Here is an 18,095-nt window from a genome sequence, read left to right on the forward strand (position 1 = left end):
CGCCTTCACCGAAAGCCCATGGCCAAGACCCTCTTCGAGAAGATCATCGACAAGGAGATTCCCGCCACGCTCGTTCACGAAGACGAGTATTGCGTGGCGTTTCGCGACATCAACCCGGGCGCGCCCGTTCACATCCTGCTGGTTCCGCGCAAGCCGATCCCCCGCTTGTGTGATGCCGGCGCCGATGACCAGGCAGTGTTGGGCCACCTGATGCTGACGGCCAGCAAGATTGCCGCTGCCGAAGGCCATGGCGAAGCCTATCGTCTGGTCGTCAACAACGGCGCCGAAGCGGGCCAGTCGGTCTTCCATCTGCACCTACACATCCTCGCCGGACGCCCGCTGCACTGGCCGCCAGGCTGAGCCGGCACAGGCCCGGCATCGCGGTCTGACTTCGCACCTGAGTTGATATGCGAATCATTCGCATTTATAGTTGCGATCTCATTTCACCTCGACATTGCCATGACGGCGACTGCCGACCGCCCCACCCGCGCCCGAAGTCCCCGCGCCCGCTGGCTCAAGACACTGCACCAATGGCATTGGATCAGCTCGGCGCTGTGCCTTGTCGGCATGCTGCTGTTCAGCATCACCGGGATCACCCTCAATCACGCCGGTCAGATCGAAGCCCAACCTCAACGCGTCACGATTGAGGCCAGCGTACCGCCGTCGTTGCGGCCGATGATCACCGGTGCCCTGCCCGAGGGCGCTGCCCTGCCGCCGGCGCTGCGCCAATGGATGGCCGAGGCGCTCGACTTGTGGCTGGACACCCGACCGGCCGAATGGTCCGCCGACGAAATCTATCTGAACCTACCGCGCCCCGGGGGGGACGCCTGGCTCAGCATCGACCGACATTCCGGCGCGGTGTTGTACGAGCGAACCGACCGTGGCTGGATCGCCTACCTCAACGATCTGCACAAGGGCCGCAATACCGGCCCCGTCTGGTCGTGGTTCATCGACCTGTTCGCCGGTGCCACGCTGGTGTTCTGTCTCAGCGGGCTTGTGTTGCTGCAGCTGCACGCTGGCCACCGTCCGCTCACCTGGCCGATCACCGGCCTCGGGCTCCTCATTCCGGCCCTGCTGGCGCTGTTCCTGATCCACTGACCGAGGCCCCCATGCGCCTGATACTGCTGTTTCTCACCGTCGTCGCCCTGCCCCTGCATGCCGCCGAACTGGCGCTCGACATCGAGCTCCCACGGCTGTCAGTCGCCGAGTACCACCGCCCGTATGTCGCGATCTGGCTCGAGCCCGAGGACAGCCGAAGTGCCACCTCCCTTGCCGTCTGGTACGACCTCAAGATGCCCAACCGCGAGGGCGAGAAATGGCTGAAGGACCTGCGGCAATGGTGGCGTCGCGATGGTCGCAGCCTGACGATGCCGGCCGATGCCATCAGCAGCGCCACCCGTGCCCCCGGCCATCACCGTCTGATGCTGGACGGCGAAACGCCGCCCTTCGCCACCCTCCCCGCAGGCCCATATGTGCTGCAGGTCGAGGTCGCGCGTGAAGTCGGCGGCCGCGAAGTCATCCGTCTGCCATTCGAATGGCCGCCGAACACCCCGAGCGAACACCGTGACGCTGGCAGTGCAGAGCTCGGCACTGTTGTCCTGCGCCTAACCCCCTGAACTGCTGCGTCATCTGGAGACCCCCATGCGCCTGCGCACCCTCGCCATCTGCAGCCTCGCCCTCACCCTGCCCTTCACCGCTCCGGCCCACCGCGCCTGGATCCTGCCCGGTGCCACCGTGCTGTCGGGGGAGGCGCCGTGGGTCACCTTCGACGCGGCGGTGTCCAACGACATCTTCCATACCGACTATCACCCGCTGCGCGCGGAGGGTCTGAGCGCCACCGGCCCCGGCGGTGAGCCCGTGGCATTGCAGAATGTGGCCACTGGCCGCTTCCGCACGACATTCGATCTCGAGCTGTCGCGGCCGGGGACCTACAAGGTCTTCGCCGCCAGCCATGGCCTCAGTGCCAGCTGGAAGGACAACGGCGAGCGACGCTTCTGGCCGCCCCGTGGCGAGCCATTCAGTGCCGAAGGATTTGCACGCAACGTACCGAAGCAGGCGGACCAGTTGGCGGTCACACAGTTCTCGCGTCGCAACGAGACCTTCGTCACCGCCGGTGCGCCGAGCGACACCGCGCTGACCCCCACCGGCGTCGGATTGGAGCTGGTTCCGATCACGCATCCGAACGACCTGTTCGCAGGCGAGTCCGCCCAGTTCCGCCTGCTGATCGACGGCGAACCTGCGGCTGGTGCTGAGATCACCGTACTGCCCGCCGGCATGCGCTACCGCGACAACCAGAATGCCATCACCACAACGAGCGGCCCCGAAGGACGGTTCGACATCCGTTGGCCGGAGGCCGGTCGCTACTTCCTCGAAGCAGAGTATGAGGATGACCACGCAGCGGCCCCGGCCAGCCGCCGCCGCGGCGGCTATGCCGCCACCTTCGAGGTACTGCCGGGGCTATGAGCCTCCAAGTTCCGCCTGCCGTCACGACGACAGACCACCAACTCGGTCACACCACAACCCGTACCGGAGCGTTGAACACGATGAACCCGGTCTTCCCGCTGGGTCAGGGCTTCACCGACAACAGTGTTCGCTTCGATGTCCGGAATGCCCACGACAAGGTCCGGATCCGTTAGAGCGGCGTCAACGCAACCTTCTGATGGACCTCGGCAGCACACATTAAAAAGCCCCGGTCGTTGCCGGGGCCTTTGAGTGCATCACGCCGCTTCAGTGGAGCAGGAACAAGGCCTTGTTCACCCAAAAGTGAACGGCAATGGACGCTGCATAACCGAGGGCAATGGCCCAGGACCAGCGCAAGTGGGCGAAGAACGTGTAGACACCGCGGGCCTGCCCCATTACCGCAACGCCAGCGGCGGACCCCACCGACAACAATGATCCGCCGACCCCAGCCGTCAAGGTCACCAGCAGCCATTGGCCGTCACTCATGTCGGGAAACATGGTGAGCACCGCGAACATCACCGGAATATTGTCGATGACTGCCGACACCACGCCCACCAGCACGTTGGCCACGGTCGGCCCGAGATCGACATACAACACCTCGGAACCCAGGGCCAGATAGCCCAGCGTTCCAAGCCCCCCGACACACATGATGATGCCGTAGAAAAACAGCAGGGTATCCCACTCGGCCCGCGCCACCTGATCAAACACATTGAGCGGCTGAGCGTCGCTATCGCTGCTTGCCAGGCCGCCCCGTTCGATGAGGCTGTTCTGCATCGCCTTGCCGGTCTGGTTGAGGTAGTAGCTGTAAAGCTTGAGCAGGCCCAGCCCGCCCATCATCCCCAGCGCCGGCGGCAAGTGCAGGAAGCTGTGCAGGCTCACCGTCAGCGCGATGGTGCCGATAAACATGAAGATCACCAGGTACCCCCCCCGAAGCACCTCGGGGCGCACCTGCAGGGCCTCCGGGGTAGCCTTGGGCAGTGAGTACGACATGATCGCCGCCGGCACCAGCCAGTTGACCACTGACGGCAGGAACAGCGCAAGGAACTCATGCGCCGGAAACACGCCCTTCTGCCACACCATCAAGGTGGTGATGTCGCCGAATGGGCTCCAGGCGCCACCGGCATTGGCGGCAACAACAATGTTGATACAGGCAACGACCACGAAGCCGGGATGACCCTTGCCGACCGCCATCGCCACCGATGCCATCACCAATGCCGTGGTCATGTTGTCGGCCACCGGTGAGATGAAGAAGGCCAGCAAACCGGTCAACCAGAACAGGGTCCGCAGGGAGAAGCCCCGCGAAACCAGCCAGCCGCGCAAGGCATCGAAGATGCCACGCTCTTCCAGCGTATTGATATAGGTCATCGCCACCAGCAGAAACAGGAACAACTCACCGAATTCCAGCAGGCTATGACGCACGGTTTCGCCGGCGGTGTGAAAGTCACCGAGCTGTGCGTAACCCAAGCCGATCAGGGTCCAGATCAATCCGGCGGCCATCAGCACCGGGATGGATTTTCGCAGGTGCAGCCACTCCTCCATTACCACCAGGGTGTAGGCCAGCACGAAGATGACCACCGCTGTCAGGCCGATCCAGTGCGCAGTGAAATCGTGCGTCACACCTGCCGCCTCCGACGCCGCAGCGAGACCGGGGACCAGGCACAACAGGGAAAGTAGGAGCGCGCGCATGACCGTCAGGAAAGTGACATGAAGGGCGCGCTTTTTAGCATCCGGGCGGCGCTTTTGCCAGATTGCGAGCCGGCTCCACCCCCCGGAGCCAGCCTGCGGCTTGGGTCCGGGCACCGACTCCAGCCGTTCGTCAGGCGGCGTGGACGATCGCCTGCTCGCGCAGTTTGCGAACCTCGTCGCGCAGTTTGGCGGCCTTCTCGAACTCGAGATTCAAGGCCGCCTGCTTCATCTCCTTCTCCAGCTTGGCAATCTGCCTGGCCAACAGCTCCGGCGGGACGATGGCATCGTACCGGGCGCGGGCCTCCGCCGCCTTCATTGCCACAGCCGTGTCTTCATAGCCCAGGCGCATCACGTCCTGCACCCGTTTCTGAATACCCTTGGGCGTGATGCCGTTGGCCAGGTTGAAGGCCACCTGCTTCTCGCGCCGGCGGTTGGTTTCGTCAATGGCCCGCTGCATCGAGCCGGTCATACGGTCGGCGTAGAGAATGGCGCGGCCATTGAGGTTGCGGGCGGCGCGGCCGATGGTCTGGATCAATGAGCGGTCGGAGCGCAGGAAGCCTTCCTTGTCGGCATCGAGGATCGCCACCAGTGACACCTCGGGAATGTCCAACCCCTCCCGCAGCAGGTTGATGCCGACCAGCACGTCGAACACGCCCAACCGCAGGTCGCGGACGATCTCGGCCCGCTCGACGGTATCGACATCGGAGTGCAAATAACGCACCCGCACGCCGTTCTCGCCGAGATAGTCGGTGAGATCCTCCGCCATGCGCTTGGTCAGCACGGTGACCAGCACCCGCTCCTCGCGCTCGGCACGGAGGCGGATCTCGCCGAGCACGTCATCGACCTGCCGGCCCGCCGGGCGGACATCGATCTCGGGGTCGACCAGCCCGGTGGGGCGCACCACCTGCTCGGCAATCGCCCCCACCGAATGCTCAAGCTCGTAGGGGCCAGGGGTGGCCGACACATGAATGGTCTGCGGGCAGATCGCCTCGAATTCCTCGAACTTGAGGGGGCGGTTGTCCAGCGCCGACGGCAGGCGGAACCCGTATTCCACCAGAGTTTCCTTGCGATTGCGGTCGCCGCGGTACATGCCGCCGATCTGCGGCACCGTGACATGGCTTTCGTCCAGCACCACCAGTGCATCCGGCGGCAGGTAGTCGAAGAGCGTCGGCGGCGGCTGCCCCGGTGCCCGGCCCGACAGGTAGCGAGAGTAGTTCTCCACCCCCTTGCAGTACCCGATCTCGTTGATCATCTCCAGGTCAAACTGGGTGCGCTGCTCGATGCGCTGAAGCTCGATGAGCTTCTCGACCTTGCGGAAATGGGCGATGCGCTCCTGCAACTCCTCGCGGATATCGCTGATCATCGCCAAAGTGCGCTCGCGCGGCGTGACGTAGTGCGACTTGGGAAAGACCGTCAGCCGCGGCACCTTGCGCTTGACCTCGCCGGTAAGCGGGTCAAAAAAACTCAGGCTCTCGACCTCGTCATCGAACAGCTCTACCCGAACCGCCTCGTCGTCAGATTCGGCCGGGTGGATGTCGATCACGTCGCCGCGCACCCGGTAGGTGCCGCGGTCCAGCGCAACCTCGTTGCGGGTGTACTGCATCGCGGTGAGCTGCTTGATCAGCTCGCGCTGCGGCATCCGCTCGCCCTTGATCAGGTGCAACACCATCTGGAAATAGGCATCCGGGTCGCCCAGGCCGTAAATGGCCGAGACGCTGGCGACGATGATGGCGTCCTTGCGCGTCATCAGTGCCTTGGTGGCCGACAGGCGCATCTGCTCGATATGCTCGTTGACCGCCGAGTCCTTCTCGATATAGGTGTCCGACGACGGCACGTAGGCCTCGGGCTGGTAGTAGTCGTAGTAGCTGACGAAGTACTCGACGGCGTTGTTGGGGAAGAACTCCTTGAACTCGCCATACAACTGCCCAGCCAGGGTCTTGTTGGGCGCCATGATCAGCGTCGGTCGCTGCACCGCGGCAATCACGTTGGCGATGGTGAAGGTCTTGCCCGAGCCGGTGACCCCCAGCAGCGTTTGGTGCGCCAGGCCGTCATTGAGCCCCTCGATGAGCTGACGGATGGCCGCCGGCTGGTCACCGGCGGGCGCCCAGTCGGCCTTGATCTGGAATGGCTCGTCCCGGCGGCTGCGCAGGCGGACGACTTTGGTGGCGGAATCGGACATGTGGGGCACAACAAGCGGCGGAACCGCCTAGAGTGCCACGCCCCCACGGGGTTGCAAGCAGTGGGCCCCCTGCCCGGTCGGGCGGGGGAATTCGCCGTCGGCATCCCGTATCATGCGCGCCGTTTGTTCCGTTCGTTCCGCTCCCAGGTCCCCGCCCATGGAATTCACCCTCGCGCAGCGCGTCACCCGCATCAAGCCCTCCCCCACCCTGGCGGTGACCGCCAAGGCCGGCGAACTCAAGGCTCAGGGCAAGGACGTGCTCAGTCTCGGCGCCGGCGAACCCGACTTCGACACTCCCCAGCACATCAAGGACGCCGCCCACCAGGCGATCCGCGACGGCAAGACCAAATACACCCCGGTGGGCGGCACGCCCGCGATGAAGCAGGCCATCATCGACAAGATGGCGCGTGACAACGGGTTGACCTACACGCCCAAGCAGGTGCTGGCGTCCTGCGGCGGCAAGCAGAGCTGCTACAACCTCTGCCAGGCGCTGCTCAACGACGGTGACGAGGTGCTGATCCCGGCGCCCTACTGGGTGAGCTACCCGGATATGGTGCTGCTCGCTGACGGCACCCCGGTGACCATGCCCACCACCGCCGCCACCCGCTTCAAGATCACCCCCGAGCAGCTGGAAGCCGCGATCACCCCGCGCACCCGCATGCTGTGGCTGAACTCCCCCTCCAATCCGTCCGGCATGGCCTACAGCAAGGCCGAGCTGACGGCGCTGGGCGAAGTGCTGCTGCGCCACCCCCAGGTGGTCATCGCCTCGGACGACATGTACGAGAAGATCCTCTGGACCGGCCAGCCGTACAGCAACATCATCAACGCCTGTCCCGCGCTGTACGACCGCACCGTCATCATCCACGCGGTCTCGAAGACCTATTCGATGACCGGCTGGCGCCTCGGCTGGGCCTGCGGCCCGCAGCAGCTGATCACCGCCATGGCCGACATCCAGAGCCAGTCCACCTCCAACCCCACCTCCATCTCACAGGCGGCCGCAGTGGCCGCGCTCAACGGCGACCAGGGCTGTGTCGACGAGATGGTGACCGCCTTCAAGCGCCGCCACGATGCGCTGGTGGCCGACCTCAACACCGTGCCCGGTGTCACCTGCCCCTCGGGCGACGGCACCTTCTACGTCTTCCCCAACGTCGAAGGCCTGATGGCCAAGCTCGGCTGCAAGACTGACCTGGAGCTGTCCGATCGCCTGCTCGACGAGGCGCTGGTGGCGGTGGTACCGGGTTCGGCCTTCGGTTCGCCGGGCCACCTGCGCCTGTCGTTCGCCACCAGCGACGCCGTGCTCAAGGGCAGCGTCGAGCGCCTGCGCAAGATTGCCGGGTAGGACCGCGGCCAAAAGCGTTGCATCACCGGGGCGGGTTGACTAAACTGCGCGCCCCGACTGTTCCGCGATAGCTCAGTTGGTAGAGCAGCTGACTGTTAATCAGCGGGTCGTTGGTTCGAGTCCAACTCGCGGAGCCACTTACAGAACATCAAAGGTCTGCACCTCAGCAGGCCTTTTTTGTTGCCCGGCCGCTCGAACCAACGAGCATGGTTGATCCCGCACGCCAAGGCGTGCTTGAGGGTGGTCTGCCTGCGGCAGACGCCCCGCCCACCACGCGGGGTCGAGTCCAACTCGCGGAGCCACTTACAGAACATCAGAGGTCTGCACCTCGGCAGGCCTTTTTTGTTGCCCGGCCGCTCGAACCAACGAGCATGGTTGATCGCGCACGCCAGGGCGTGCTTGAGGGTGGTCTGCCTGCGGCAGACGCACGCCAAACGCGCATGAAATGGCAGCTTGTTTAGGAGCCGCTGGCACGCAATGCGGACGATTTCGGGCCGGCAGCGCTTACGGCGGATCAGCGGATATCCGATACTAGGGGCGGCGCCGGAACGGGCCGGCATCAGTGCAGCGCCGGGCATCCGGCGAGGTGCGACCAACATTTTGCCGGTGGGGCGTCGCGACTCTCATACACCGCTTGCGGAACCCCGACATGTCTGTTGAAAACAACGCGCCAGAACGTCTAACCCTCCGGAAACCGGACGACTGGCATGTGCACCTGCGTGATTCGTCGATCCTGCCCTTCACCGTCGGCCACACGGCGCGCCAGTTCGGCCGTGCCATCGTCATGCCCAACCTCAAGCCGCCGGTCACCACGACAGCTCAGGCCCTTGAATATCGAGATCGCATCCTGCGGGCGGTCCCACAGGGCCATCACTTCGATCCGTTGATGACGCTGTATTTGACCGAGCGTACACCGCCATCGGAAATCGAACGCGCCAAGAGCAGCGGCAAGGTTCACGGCGTCAAATGGTACCCGGCGGGCGCCACGACCAACGCCGAGCACGGGGTTCAGGACATCCGCCGCTGCGATCGCACCATCGAGGCGATGGAGGCCAATGACATCCCGCTGCTGATCCACGGCGAAGTCACCGATCCCACGGTTGATGTCTTCGATCGCGAGCACGTCTTCATCGAGCAGGAGTTGTCGCCACTGCTGAAGCGGCATCCGCGCCTTCGAGTGGTCCTTGAGCACATCAGTACCCGCCAGGCGGTGGAGTTCGTCACCCAGGCCCCCGCACGTGTCGCAGCGACCATCACGGCGCACCATCTGCTGCTGAACCGCAATGCCCTGTTCACCGGCGGGCTTCGGCCTCACCACTACTGTCTGCCCGTGCTCAAGCGCGAGGAGCACCGACGCGCTCTGGTCGCGGCCGCCACCAGTGGAAACCCGAAGTTCTTTCTCGGCACTGACAGCGCGCCGCACCTGCGTCGCGACAAAGAGTCGGCTTGCGGTTGTGCAGGGATCTACAGTGCGCATGCTGCGATTGAGCTCTACGCCGAGGTGTTCGAGGCTGCTGGCGCGCTGGATCGACTTGAAGGATTTGCCAGCTCTTACGGTGCCGATTTTTATCAGCTGCCCCGAAGCAGCGAGTTGCTGACACTGGAGCGTCGCTCGTGGACCGTGCCGTCTCTGCTCGAGACCCAACAGGGTGCACTGCTGCCCCTTCGCGCAGGCGAGCCTATGCCGTGGTCGCTGGTCACGGCGGACACAACCGCGTAGCCCAGCCGGGAGACGACCCAAGATGAATACCCTCGATCCGGTCGTCCTGTTTTTTGTACTCGGTGCGGTAGCCGGATTGCTGCGGTCTGACCTCCGCCTACCGTCGGCAGTCTATGATTTTGTGACCATGCTGTTGCTGCTGGCGATCGGTCTCAAAGGGGGCGTCGAGCTGTCGCGGCAACCGCTGCTGACCCTGGCGCCACAGATGCTGGCGGTGGTCGCGATGGGGCTGCTGCTGCCGCTGCTGGCCTATCCGGTCCTCTACTTTGCCGGGAAGCTGTCTCGTCCCGACGCCGCCTCGATTGCGGCGCACTACGGCTCGGTCAGCGTCGGCACCTATGCAGTGGTCGCAGCGTATCTCGGCTCCCAACGCATCGCGTACGAAGAGTACATGCCGGTATTCGTGGTGCTGTTGGAGATGCCGGCGATCGTCGTTGGCATCCTTCTGGCGCGGGGCGGCCGCAGCCAGTTGCAGTGGGGTGTCCTGGCGCGGGAGATTTTCCTCGGCAAGGGCATCGTCCTGCTCACGGGTGGTCTGTTGATCGGCTGGGTTGCGGGCGCCGACGGCATTGCGCCGATTGGCGCCCTGTTCTTTGACCTCTTCAAGGGCATCCTCGCCATCTTTCTCTTGGAGATGGGGTTGATTGCGGTCAGCCAGCTGGGCGATTTCCGACGTTCCGGTGCCTTTCTGGTGGCCTTCTCAATTTTCTTTCCGATGCTGTCGGCCATCATCGGCGGAAGCCTGGGGTGGGCGCTCGGACTGTCTGAGGGTGGCATCGTGGTGCTCGCCACACTGGCAGCGAGCGCGTCCTATATTGCGGTCCCGGCCGCGATGCGCATGGCAGTCCCTCAAGCCAGTCCATCGCTATCGCTGGGCGCGGCGTTGGGCGTGACCTTTCCCTTCAACATCCTGGTGGGCATTCCGCTCTACCACGCTGGCGTTCGCCTGCTGCTTTCCCCGGGGGGCTGATCGATGCAGACCGAAACTCGAAAACTGGTCACCGTCATTTGCGAAGCACCACTGGAGGCGCGGCTGATTGCCGACATCGAGCGCCTAGGAGCCCGCGGCTACACCCTGACCGAGGCCCGGGGCAAAGGAAGTCGCGGCGTTCGCGATGCCGGCTGGGATCGCAACGCCAACCTGCGCCTGGAAACGCTGTGCGACAGTGCTACCGCTGACGCCATCGCGATGCACTTGCGTGATCACTACTACGATCACTTCGCCATGATCATCTTCATCTCCGACGTTCAGGTCCTGCGGTCGGACAAGTTCTGAGTCCCGCACGTGCGGGCGCCGCAACGTGTGACGTCGGCATCAAGCCTCGATCAGCTCGTAGTCGTCCTTTCCGGCGCCGCACTCGGGACACATCCAGTCGTCGGGGATATCCTCGAAGCGCGTTCCCGGGGCAATGCCGCTGTCGGGGTCGCCCCTGGACTCGTCGTACACGTGTGAGCAGAAGCGGCATTGATAACGGCGGGTGGCAATGCTCATCGGGTGTTGGCCTCCGAAATGGGCGCACGCGGCTGCGGCGCCGTGTGAACCGTCGGGCGGATGGCAAACCCGTGCTGCACCGCGAGGTCGTGTTGCCAGAGCTCGGGCGCCAGCAGGGTCCAGACCTTTTCGTTGTTGTAGAACGGGGTCATCGGAAACAGGTGATGGATCAGGTGATAGTGCTGATATTGCAGTAAGGGACCGAGCAACCACTCGTAACCGATACGCACACTGGTGGCGCGGGTGAAGTTCGCCTCCTGTTCGGTGTCGTGCGGTACATGGGGCAGCCAGAAGAAGCTGAACCCCAGGGTGAGGAAGATCACCCGCGAGGGGATGAACCACAGCATCAGCACATGCCACCCGTAGCCCCAGACGACCAGCACCGCCATGATGGAAAAACTGATTGCCGCCCACCACAACGAACTCACCAGGTGCGGCCGAGAGACCCGATCGCCGTGGCGAAGCGCATGGCGCAGATAGAGCCCGTCGATGAACATCCAGCGGAACGGTAGGCTCCACCAGGGCCCGTGCAGCACGAAGTCGGGATCACGGGGGCCGTTGGCAAACCGGTGATGCTGAATATGGGCCCAGCGAAACAGCTTCAGGTTGATATAGGGCGCGCCCAGCAGTACCGCACTCTGGCCGACCCAGTCATTCAACCGGGTGTTGGTCGAGATGGCGCGGTGGATGGCATCGTGCACCACACTGAAAGCGAGGTAGCCGATCACGCTGTTGCAGAGCATGCCCAGCCACAACGGTATCACCCCCATCACCGCCAGCACGTCAGACCCCAGATAGACCGTCATCACCAGGCCCCACAGCACCATCGTTGGCCATGACACCCGCGGCGCACGGGTGAGGGCGCGGAAGCGGGCCTGAGCAGCGCCATCGAGGTGCGACAAGGTGAACGTCGGTTGACGCATGTCAGGCTCCGGTGGCCGCGGCATCAGCACCCAGCAGGCGCCGCATCAAGGGGGTGACCAGATCCTGCAAGGTCTGGCCGTGCACCAGCTGATTAGCCACATGCAAGGTCATCAGTCCGTGAAAGCTGACCCAGAACAGGTGTGCCAACTGACGCGGCTCGCCGCGGATGGCGCCGTCGTCGACGCCCCCGGCCAGCACGTCCACGATATGGTCGAACAGCGCCCGCCGGGCGGCCAGCAGCGCCGGATAACGGTCCGGCGGCGGCTGTTCGGTGGTGAAGATGAGCTGGTAAGCCTGCGGGTCGTCCTGCACGAAAGCCACATAGGCGGCCGCCACCGAATCCAGCTGCGCCGTCCAACCGGCATCGACGTTCTCACGCGCCCGCACGAACGCTTCGAACTGTTGGGTGCAGTGCACCCGCATCGCCACCAGCAAGGCTTCCTTGTGGGCGAAGTAGCGGTACGGCAGCGTGTGACTGAGACCCATCACATCCGCCAGCCGCCGGAAGCTCAGAGCCTCCAGACCCGCCTGCCGGTAGACATCAAGTGCCGCCGCGACCAGTCGCTGGCGCATGGCATCGAGGGCATCGGTGGTCAGGGCGGGTCGGGCCATGCCATTTATTTAACGTTGTAATATTTATGACGTCAAGCCCGCCGACCCGCGCGGCCGGACCCCGGGGCACAATGTCGGCATGAGCCACGATCTCCTCCGGCGACGCCTGCTGCTCGGCAGCGGCGCCCTCGCCACCCTTGCCACCTTCGGCGGCCCGCTTGCGGCGGCCGCGCCCGCCGCCATTCCCGACGGCCTGGCCCCCGGCGACGTCGCCCCCGACATCGCCGGCCCCAGCCTCAACGGCCCGCCGACGCGACTGTCGGATCTCGCAGGCAAGGTGGTGTTGGTGGATTTCTGGGCCTCGTATTGCGGCCCCTGCATCATTGCCATGCCGGAGATCGACCGCATCCGCGACGAACTGCACCGTATCGGCTGGCACGATCAGTTCGAGGTGCTCGGTGTCGGCGTCGACGACACTGTCGAGAAGGCCGAGGCGTTCCTGCAACGCACGCCGGTGGGCTATCCCATCGTCAGCGACATGCTCGGCATCGCCTCACGCCGCTACGGCGTCTGGCGACTACCGGCCAGCTACCTGATCGATGTCGACGGCCGCGCCTTCCGCATTTATCACGGCTTTGGCGACAGCTTCGGCGCCGACATTCGGCAGAACGCCGCGCTGCTGCTGCAGCGGGCGTTTCCGCCACCGATCAGTTCCCGGTAACTGGCACCCCGTTGATCGAGTAGCTGACCAGTTCGTTGACGTCGCCGTCGGAGATCGACTTCAGGAAGATGCCGGAGCCGACCGCCATCCAACGGGTGGTGTTCGAGGTGCCGTCAGTGTCAGTGAACTTGCAGGCCTCGAAGGTCCCCGCAGGGACCGATACCTGCTCTCGGCCGACATAAGTCGTGGTGCTCGAGATACTGGTCGCCGGAATCGGAAATGGGATCGCCGAGCTCTCGGTGGTGACCGAATAGGTCTGCATGTAGCTCTGCCCAGCGTCGAGATCATAAATCTCGAAGCGGGGGGGATCGTTCGAAACCGTAACCGTGATGGCAAACGGCGACGATGTTTCCGTACGAATGCCGTGGAAGTCGTAACGCCGATTCGCAGCGTTGACGTTGTAGTACTCGTAGGTGGTCGAATCTGAGTTGAGTTCCGGATTCGTCGTCGACCGTGCCTGCACGGTGGCCACGGTCTCAATGGTAGTTGCGCCCTTGAACACGGCGGTGCCTCTGACCAACAGATCGGAGGTGGATGTCAGCACAGCGCCGGTCTCGCCATCGGTCGAGCGAATCACGATGTCGAGCTCCGTACCGAAGACGGCGCCCGAGTCATCGAAGCACGCCGCCGCGCTTGCACTCGGCGCCGGTGTCGGGGTGGGTGTCGGTGTGGGCGTGGGCGTCGGGGTGGGGGTGGGCGTGGGCGTTGGCGTTGGCGTCGGGGTCGGCGTCGGCGTCGGGGTGGGCGTTGGCGTCGGCGTCGGGGTCGGCGTCGGGGTCGGCGTCGGCGTCGGGGTCGGGGTCGGGGTCGGCGTCGGCGTCGGCGTCGGGGTGGGCGTCGGCGTCGGGGTGGGCGTCGGCGTCGGGGTGGGCGTCGGCGTCGGGGTCGGGGTCGGCGTCGGGGTCGGCGTCGGCGTCGGGGTCGGGGTCGGCGTCGGGGTGGGCGTCGGGGTGGGCGTCGGGGTCGGGGTCGGGGTCGGCGTCGGGGTGGGCGTCGGCGTCGGGGTCGGCGTCACGACCGGCGTTGGCGTCGGCGTCGGGGTCGCTGTCGGCGTCGGGGTCGGCGTCGCGCTGGGGGCGGGCGTCGGGGTGCTGCTGGGCGTCGGACTCGGGGTCGGGCCGCTGTTGCTCGGGTCACAGCCGGTGAGACCGACCATCGTGGCGGCGGCGAAGGCGATGGCCCAAGGGGTTCTGACAAACATCAGCGAGACTCCGGATTCCGACATGAATTGACACCCGCAAGGTGTCAGCAATGAGTCAAATCCAGAACCCCCTATCTGGGGGAACCGCGGCCCTCAGGCGACGCGCCCCCCCGTCCGCCGGACGAAACGGAACGACAACCCGGCCGCCGCCACCGCCAACCCGACAATGAATCCCCACCAGATACCGACCGGCCCGACATCGGCGTAGAAGGCAAGGCCCACCGCCACCGGCATGCCGATGGCCCAATAGGCGAGTACGGTGATCACCATCGGCCCGCGGGTGTCGTGCAGGCCACGCAGGGCGCCGTTGCTGGTGGCCTGAATGCAGTCGAATAGCTGGAACAGGGCGGCGTAGGTGAGCAGTCCTACCGCCAGCGGTGTCACCGCAAGATCGCGCGTGTAGGCACTGACGATCACCGTCGGCGCCAGCGCCATCAGGGTGGCTGCCATCAGCGCCCAGCTGACGCCGAGGGCAATGCCCACCCGCCCGGCCAGGGCGGCAGCACGCGGGTCACCGCGGCCGGCGGCATTGCCCACCCGCACGGTAGTGGCCATGCCGATCGACAGCGGCACCATGAAGCTCATGGCGGCAAAGTTGATGGCGATCTGATGAGCGGCGACGGCGACGTCACCAAACCGCGCCATCATCAATGCCCCCACCTGGAACAGCCAGGCTTCGGCGGTGAGGATGGCCGCCACCGGCAGCCCCAGCTTCAGCAAGGGCTGGATGCCACGACGCCAATACACCGGCAACTGTGCGCCCACCGCCAGCAGCCGCAAGGCTGGATGCCAACGATAGGCCGCGATGTAGCACAGCAGCATCCCGATGGACGCCAGCACGCTGGCCCAGGCGGCGCCGACCGCGCCCAACTGTGGCAACCCCCAGCGACCGTACATCAGCAGGTAGTCGCCACCGGCGTTGATCGCCAGCCCCACCACCCCGGCCAGCAGGGCGACCCGGGTGTGGCCGAGCCCTTCGGCGCCGTTGCGCAAGGCGAAGCACAGGCACAGCGGCACGGTGGCCAGCGCCACCACCCGCAGATACTCCGCCGCGCCGGCACTCACCACGGATGACAGCTGCAACATCGCCAGCAGGGGATCAATGGTCAACCATGTGCCAACACCCCACAGCACGCCACAGCCAGCGGCGAGGCCGACCGCCCCGCAGATCTGCTGCCCCAGGGCGCGCGGGCCCCGCCCGGCCCCGCGCTGCTGTGCCAGCAGCGCGGCCAGCGCCATGAACAAGCCCATGAGGGTGACGAAGCCGAGAAAGAAGACGTTGGTCCCCACCGCCACCGCCGCCAGCGCCTGGCCGGACAGCTGGCCGGCGAAGATGGTGTCGACCGTGCCCATGCTCATGAACAGCAGCTGCGCCCCGATGATTGGCCAGGCCAGCCGCAGGTTGCGGCCGGCCTCGGTCCGCAGACGTTCGAGGGTTGATTCGCGCATGGGGCGCCCCGCCGGGGGCGATGGTTCAGCCGTCGGTCGGGCCGGCGATCCAGGCCAGCGCGGCCCGCAGACGGGTCAGAGAACGCTCGCGCCCCAGCAGCAGCAGGGTCTGGTCGATCGGCGGAGAAATCGCCATGCCGCAACAGGCCACCCGCAACGGCTGCGCCACCTGCCCGAGCTTGACGCCCAGCTGCTCACCCACCACCTGCACCACCCCGTGGGCCGCCTCGGCGGACCACTCGGGCAGCGCATCGAGGCCCGCGATCAGGGCTTCCAGCACCGGCACGGCAGCGTCGGTGAGGTGCTTGGCGGCATCCTTCTCGACATAGCCTTCGGGCTCACGGAAGAAGAACGCCGACTTCTCGGCCATCTCCGCCAGGGTGCGGCAGCGCTCGCGCTGGGCGTCGATCACGGCCTCCAGTGCGGGGCCCGCTGCCGGGTCGAGCTGCAGCCGTCGCAGGTGCCAGTCGAACTCCGGCACCACCACCTCCATCGGCGCCGTCTTGAGGTACTGGTGGTTGACCCAGTAGGCCTTTTCCATGTCGAAGCGTGCCGGGCTGGACGACACGTGGTCGAAGTCGAACAGTTGTTCCATCTCGGCACGGGTGAACAGCTCCTGATCGCCGTGGCTCCAGCCCAGCCGCACCAGATAGTTGAGCAGGCCATCCGGCAGAAAGCCCATGGCGCGGTATTCCATCACCCCCAACGCGCCGTGGCGCTTGGAAAGCTTGGCGCCGTCGCCGCCGAGGATCATCGACACGTGGGCATAGGCCGGCGGCTCGGCACCGAGCGCCTTGAAGATATTCATCTGCTTCGGTGTGTTGTTGACGTGGTCATCGCCCCGGATGACATGGGTGATACCCATGTCGAGGTCGTCCACCACCACACAGAAGTTGTAGGTCGGCGTGCCGTCGCCGCGGGCGATCACGAGGTCGTCCAGCTCGGTGTTGGCGAAACGCATCTCACCCTTGATCAAATCGTTCAGCACCACCTCGCCTTCGAGCGGATTGCAGAAGCGGATCACCGGGTCGACCCCCGCAGGTGGTGGCGGCAATGTCTTGCCGGGTGCCGGACGCCAGCGGCCGTCGTAGCGCGGCTTTTCCTTGCGCGCCTGCTGCTCGGCGCGCATCTGGTCCAGCTCGTCCTTGCTGGCATAGCAGCGATAGGCGGTGCCGGCTTCCAGCATCTGCGCAATCAAGGCCTTGTAGCGGTCAAAGCGCTGGGTCTGGTAGACCACCTCGACGTCACTCTTCAGCCCGAGCCAGTGCATGCCCTCGAAGATGGCATCCACGGCTGCCTGGGTACTGCGTTCGCGGTCGGTATCTTCGATGCGGAGCACGAACTGCCCGCCGTTTCGGCGCGCGTAGAGATAGGAAAACAGCGCCGTGCGGGCACCCCCGATATGCAGATAGCCGGTTGGCGAGGGGGCAAAACGCGTGACAGTCATGGCAAGAGGGCGCAATTTGAGGGCCGCAGATTCTAAACTACTGCCCCTGCGCCCACCCCGACCCCCCATGTCCTGCCTCTTCGTCGACCACCTCACCGTCATCGACTGCGCCTATCTCGACGCCGATCGTGGCCTGGTGGGCGAAAGCTGGATCGTCGACCTGGAACTGGAAGGCGATCTCGACGCACAGTCGATGGTGCTCGATTTCGGCGAGGTCAAGCGGCGCATCAAACGCGCTATCGACGACGGCCCGGATCACACGCTCATCGTGCCCGAACAGGCCCCCGGCCTGCGCCTGGAAACCCTGGCGGATGGTCGCATCCGCTTGCGCTTCGAGAGTGCGCGCGGCGCCATCACCCATGTATCGCCGCCCATTGCGCTCACCCGGCTCCCGGTGGCCACCGTCAGCGTCGACGCGGTCGCCACGCACCTGCAGGCGGTGCTGCGGGCGACCGTGCCGGACTCGGTGCAGCGCATCGGGCTGCAGCTGCGGCAGGAGGCCATCGATGGCGCCCACTATCACTACGTTCACGGCCTGAAAAAACACGAAGGACCGTGCCAGCGGATCGCCCATGGCCATCGGTCGCGGGTGGAGGTGAGGGTCGACGGAGCGCGCGACCCGGCGCTTGAAGCCGGCATTGCCGCCAGCTGGTGCGACATCTATGTCGGCAGCCGCGAGGACGTACGACAGCTCGGCCCTGACCGCATCGACTTCGAATACCAGGCCCCCGAGGGGCAATACGCCCTGTCCTTGCCCGTCGATCACTGCCTGCTGATCGACCACGACAGCACCGTGGAATGTATCGCCGACTGGCTGCTGGCGGACTGCACCAGGCGGCGTCCCGGGAAGACGATCGAAGTGCGGGCGTTTGAAGGTGTCCGCAAGGGGGCGGTTGCCCGCCAGACCTGAGTGCATGTGGAAGCC

19 protein-coding genes and 1 tRNA gene are annotated in these 18,095 nt (G+C 65.4%); 12 read left to right on the plus strand and 8 right to left on the minus strand.

Going from position 1 to position 18,095, the window contains the following annotated elements; all coding sequences use genetic code 11:
• The first annotated feature begins 18 nt into the window (after positions 1-18).
• The 4 genes from JN531_RS01740 (at position 19) to JN531_RS01755 (ending at position 2,463) form a co-directional block, all read left to right on the plus strand.
• Positions 19-360 (plus strand): histidine triad nucleotide-binding protein, encoded by a 342-nt coding sequence (locus tag JN531_RS01740; RefSeq protein ID WP_228347134.1) that lies wholly within the window; start codon positions 19-21, stop codon positions 358-360.
• A gap of 99 nt (positions 361-459) precedes the next feature.
• Positions 460-1,098 carry a PepSY-associated TM helix domain-containing protein gene (locus JN531_RS01745; protein WP_228347135.1) on the plus strand — a complete coding sequence of 213 codons (639 nt, stop codon included), beginning with the start codon at positions 460-462 and terminating at the stop codon, positions 1,096-1,098.
• 11 nt (positions 1,099-1,109) lie between these two features.
• Complete coding sequence (locus JN531_RS01750; RefSeq protein WP_228347136.1) at positions 1,110-1,616, plus strand: DUF2271 domain-containing protein; 507 nt, start codon at positions 1,110-1,112, stop codon at positions 1,614-1,616.
• A gap of 25 nt (positions 1,617-1,641) precedes the next feature.
• Entirely contained in the window at positions 1,642-2,463 is an 822-nt protein-coding gene (locus tag JN531_RS01755; RefSeq protein ID WP_228347137.1) for a DUF4198 domain-containing protein, read from the plus strand.
• Positions 2,464-2,727: 264 nt separating this feature from the next.
• On the opposite strand, the gene nhaD is transcribed toward JN531_RS01755, so the two are convergent.
• Together nhaD and uvrB are read right to left on the minus strand one after the other, a co-directional pair.
• Positions 2,728-4,146: a sodium:proton antiporter NhaD gene (nhaD, locus tag JN531_RS01760; protein WP_228347138.1), complete on the minus strand. Its 1,419-nt coding sequence runs from the start codon at positions 4,144-4,146 to the stop codon at positions 2,728-2,730.
• 130 nt (positions 4,147-4,276) lie between these two features.
• A complete protein-coding gene (gene uvrB / locus JN531_RS01765) occupies positions 4,277-6,325 on the minus strand; it encodes an excinuclease ABC subunit UvrB (RefSeq protein ID WP_228347139.1) in 2,049 nt (682 codons plus the stop codon).
• Positions 6,326-6,482: 157 nt separating this feature from the next.
• Between uvrB and JN531_RS01770 the strand changes: the two genes are divergently transcribed.
• From JN531_RS01770 to JN531_RS01790, 5 genes are all read left to right on the plus strand, one after another.
• Positions 6,483-7,664, plus strand: a complete 1,182-nt coding sequence (locus tag JN531_RS01770) for a pyridoxal phosphate-dependent aminotransferase (RefSeq protein ID WP_228347140.1) — start codon at positions 6,483-6,485, stop codon at positions 7,662-7,664.
• A gap of 61 nt (positions 7,665-7,725) precedes the next feature.
• A tRNA-Asn gene (locus JN531_RS01775) sits at positions 7,726-7,801 on the plus strand.
• Between the two features lie 512 nt (positions 7,802-8,313).
• On the plus strand, positions 8,314-9,384 hold the full coding sequence (pyrC, locus tag JN531_RS01780; protein WP_228347141.1) for a dihydroorotase: 1,071 nt from the start codon (positions 8,314-8,316) through the stop codon (positions 9,382-9,384).
• A gap of 22 nt (positions 9,385-9,406) precedes the next feature.
• Positions 9,407-10,354, plus strand: a complete 948-nt coding sequence (locus JN531_RS01785) for a sodium-dependent bicarbonate transport family permease (protein WP_228347142.1) — start codon at positions 9,407-9,409, stop codon at positions 10,352-10,354.
• Between the two features lie 3 nt (positions 10,355-10,357).
• Positions 10,358-10,660, plus strand: coding sequence for a P-II family nitrogen regulator (locus tag JN531_RS01790; protein ID WP_228347143.1), 303 nt, complete (start codon positions 10,358-10,360; stop codon positions 10,658-10,660).
• Between the two features lie 39 nt (positions 10,661-10,699).
• Here the strand turns inward: JN531_RS01790 and rd are convergent, their stop codons facing one another.
• Genes rd through JN531_RS01805 form a run of 3 tightly spaced genes read right to left on the minus strand, consistent with a single transcriptional unit; the run spans position 10,700 to position 12,412 of the window.
• Complete coding sequence (gene rd / locus JN531_RS01795) at positions 10,700-10,876, minus strand: rubredoxin (protein WP_228347144.1); 177 nt, start codon at positions 10,874-10,876, stop codon at positions 10,700-10,702.
• Entirely contained in the window at positions 10,873-11,799 is a 927-nt protein-coding gene (locus JN531_RS01800) for a fatty acid desaturase (RefSeq protein ID WP_228347145.1), read from the minus strand. Before JN531_RS01800 ends, rd begins: the two co-directional genes overlap by 4 nt.
• A gap of 1 nt (position 11,800) precedes the next feature.
• Entirely contained in the window at positions 11,801-12,412 is a 612-nt protein-coding gene (locus JN531_RS01805) for a TetR/AcrR family transcriptional regulator (protein ID WP_228347146.1), read from the minus strand.
• A gap of 79 nt (positions 12,413-12,491) precedes the next feature.
• Between JN531_RS01805 and JN531_RS01810 the strand changes: the two genes are divergently transcribed.
• A complete protein-coding gene (locus tag JN531_RS01810; RefSeq protein ID WP_228347147.1) occupies positions 12,492-13,073 on the plus strand; it encodes a TlpA family protein disulfide reductase in 582 nt (193 codons plus the stop codon).
• On the opposite strand, the gene JN531_RS01815 is transcribed toward JN531_RS01810, so the two are convergent.
• Complete coding sequence (locus tag JN531_RS01815; protein ID WP_228347148.1) at positions 13,060-13,650, minus strand: hypothetical protein; 591 nt, start codon at positions 13,648-13,650, stop codon at positions 13,060-13,062. The two genes, JN531_RS01810 and JN531_RS01815, sit on opposite strands and share 14 nt — an antisense overlap.
• Position 13,651: 1 nt before the next feature.
• On the opposite strand from JN531_RS01815, the gene JN531_RS01820 reads away from it, so the two are divergent.
• Positions 13,652-14,305 carry a hypothetical protein gene (locus tag JN531_RS01820; RefSeq protein ID WP_228347149.1) on the plus strand — a complete coding sequence of 218 codons (654 nt, stop codon included), beginning with the start codon at positions 13,652-13,654 and terminating at the stop codon, positions 14,303-14,305.
• Positions 14,306-14,367: 62 nt separating this feature from the next.
• Here JN531_RS01820 and JN531_RS01825 read toward each other — a convergent pair whose 3' ends face one another.
• Together JN531_RS01825 and gltX are read right to left on the minus strand one after the other, a co-directional pair.
• Positions 14,368-15,723 (minus strand): MATE family efflux transporter, encoded by a 1,356-nt coding sequence (locus tag JN531_RS01825; protein ID WP_228347150.1) that lies wholly within the window; start codon positions 15,721-15,723, stop codon positions 14,368-14,370.
• A 25-nt stretch (positions 15,724-15,748) separates the two neighbouring features.
• On the minus strand, positions 15,749-17,170 hold the full coding sequence (gene gltX, locus JN531_RS01830) for a glutamate--tRNA ligase (protein WP_228347151.1): 1,422 nt from the start codon (positions 17,168-17,170) through the stop codon (positions 15,749-15,751).
• Positions 17,171-17,237: 67 nt separating this feature from the next.
• Here gltX and JN531_RS01835 point away from each other — a divergent pair, with 67 nt between their 5' ends.
• Positions 17,238-18,080, plus strand: a complete 843-nt coding sequence (locus JN531_RS01835) for a 6-carboxytetrahydropterin synthase (RefSeq protein ID WP_228347152.1) — start codon at positions 17,238-17,240, stop codon at positions 18,078-18,080.
• The last annotated feature ends 15 nt before the right edge of the window (positions 18,081-18,095 follow it).

The organism is Flagellatimonas centrodinii (genome assembly GCF_016918765.2).
Lineage (GTDB): Bacteria > Pseudomonadota > Gammaproteobacteria > Nevskiales > Nevskiaceae > Polycyclovorans > Polycyclovorans centrodinii.

Excerpts from the sequence above, each read along its gene's own strand:
- JN531_RS01740 (WP_228347134.1), top strand. The coding sequence starts at position 19 with ATGGCCAAGACCCTCTTCGAGAAGATCATCGACAAGGAGATTCCCGCC.
- JN531_RS01745 (WP_228347135.1), top strand. The coding sequence starts at position 460 with ATGACGGCGACTGCCGACCGCCCCACCCGCGCCCGAAGTCCCCGCGCC.
- JN531_RS01750 (WP_228347136.1), top strand. The coding sequence starts at position 1,110 with ATGCGCCTGATACTGCTGTTTCTCACCGTCGTCGCCCTGCCCCTGCAT.
- JN531_RS01755 (WP_228347137.1), top strand. The coding sequence starts at position 1,642 with ATGCGCCTGCGCACCCTCGCCATCTGCAGCCTCGCCCTCACCCTGCCC.
- nhaD (WP_228347138.1), bottom strand. The coding sequence starts at position 4,146 with ATGCGCGCGCTCCTACTTTCCCTGTTGTGCCTGGTCCCCGGTCTCGCT.
- uvrB (WP_228347139.1), bottom strand. The coding sequence starts at position 6,325 with ATGTCCGATTCCGCCACCAAAGTCGTCCGCCTGCGCAGCCGCCGGGAC.
- JN531_RS01770 (WP_228347140.1), top strand. The coding sequence starts at position 6,483 with ATGGAATTCACCCTCGCGCAGCGCGTCACCCGCATCAAGCCCTCCCCC.
- pyrC (WP_228347141.1), top strand. The coding sequence starts at position 8,314 with ATGTCTGTTGAAAACAACGCGCCAGAACGTCTAACCCTCCGGAAACCG.
- JN531_RS01785 (WP_228347142.1), top strand. The coding sequence starts at position 9,407 with ATGAATACCCTCGATCCGGTCGTCCTGTTTTTTGTACTCGGTGCGGTA.
- JN531_RS01790 (WP_228347143.1), top strand. The coding sequence starts at position 10,358 with ATGCAGACCGAAACTCGAAAACTGGTCACCGTCATTTGCGAAGCACCA.
- rd (WP_228347144.1), bottom strand. The coding sequence starts at position 10,876 with ATGAGCATTGCCACCCGCCGTTATCAATGCCGCTTCTGCTCACACGTG.
- JN531_RS01800 (WP_228347145.1), bottom strand. The coding sequence starts at position 11,799 with ATGCGTCAACCGACGTTCACCTTGTCGCACCTCGATGGCGCTGCTCAG.
- JN531_RS01805 (WP_228347146.1), bottom strand. The coding sequence starts at position 12,412 with ATGGCCCGACCCGCCCTGACCACCGATGCCCTCGATGCCATGCGCCAG.
- JN531_RS01810 (WP_228347147.1), top strand. The coding sequence starts at position 12,492 with ATGAGCCACGATCTCCTCCGGCGACGCCTGCTGCTCGGCAGCGGCGCC.
- JN531_RS01820 (WP_228347149.1), top strand. The coding sequence starts at position 13,652 with ATGTCGAGCTCCGTACCGAAGACGGCGCCCGAGTCATCGAAGCACGCC.
- JN531_RS01825 (WP_228347150.1), bottom strand. The coding sequence starts at position 15,723 with ATGCGCGAATCAACCCTCGAACGTCTGCGGACCGAGGCCGGCCGCAAC.
- gltX (WP_228347151.1), bottom strand. The coding sequence starts at position 17,170 with ATGACTGTCACGCGTTTTGCCCCCTCGCCAACCGGCTATCTGCATATC.
- JN531_RS01835 (WP_228347152.1), top strand. The coding sequence starts at position 17,238 with ATGTCCTGCCTCTTCGTCGACCACCTCACCGTCATCGACTGCGCCTAT.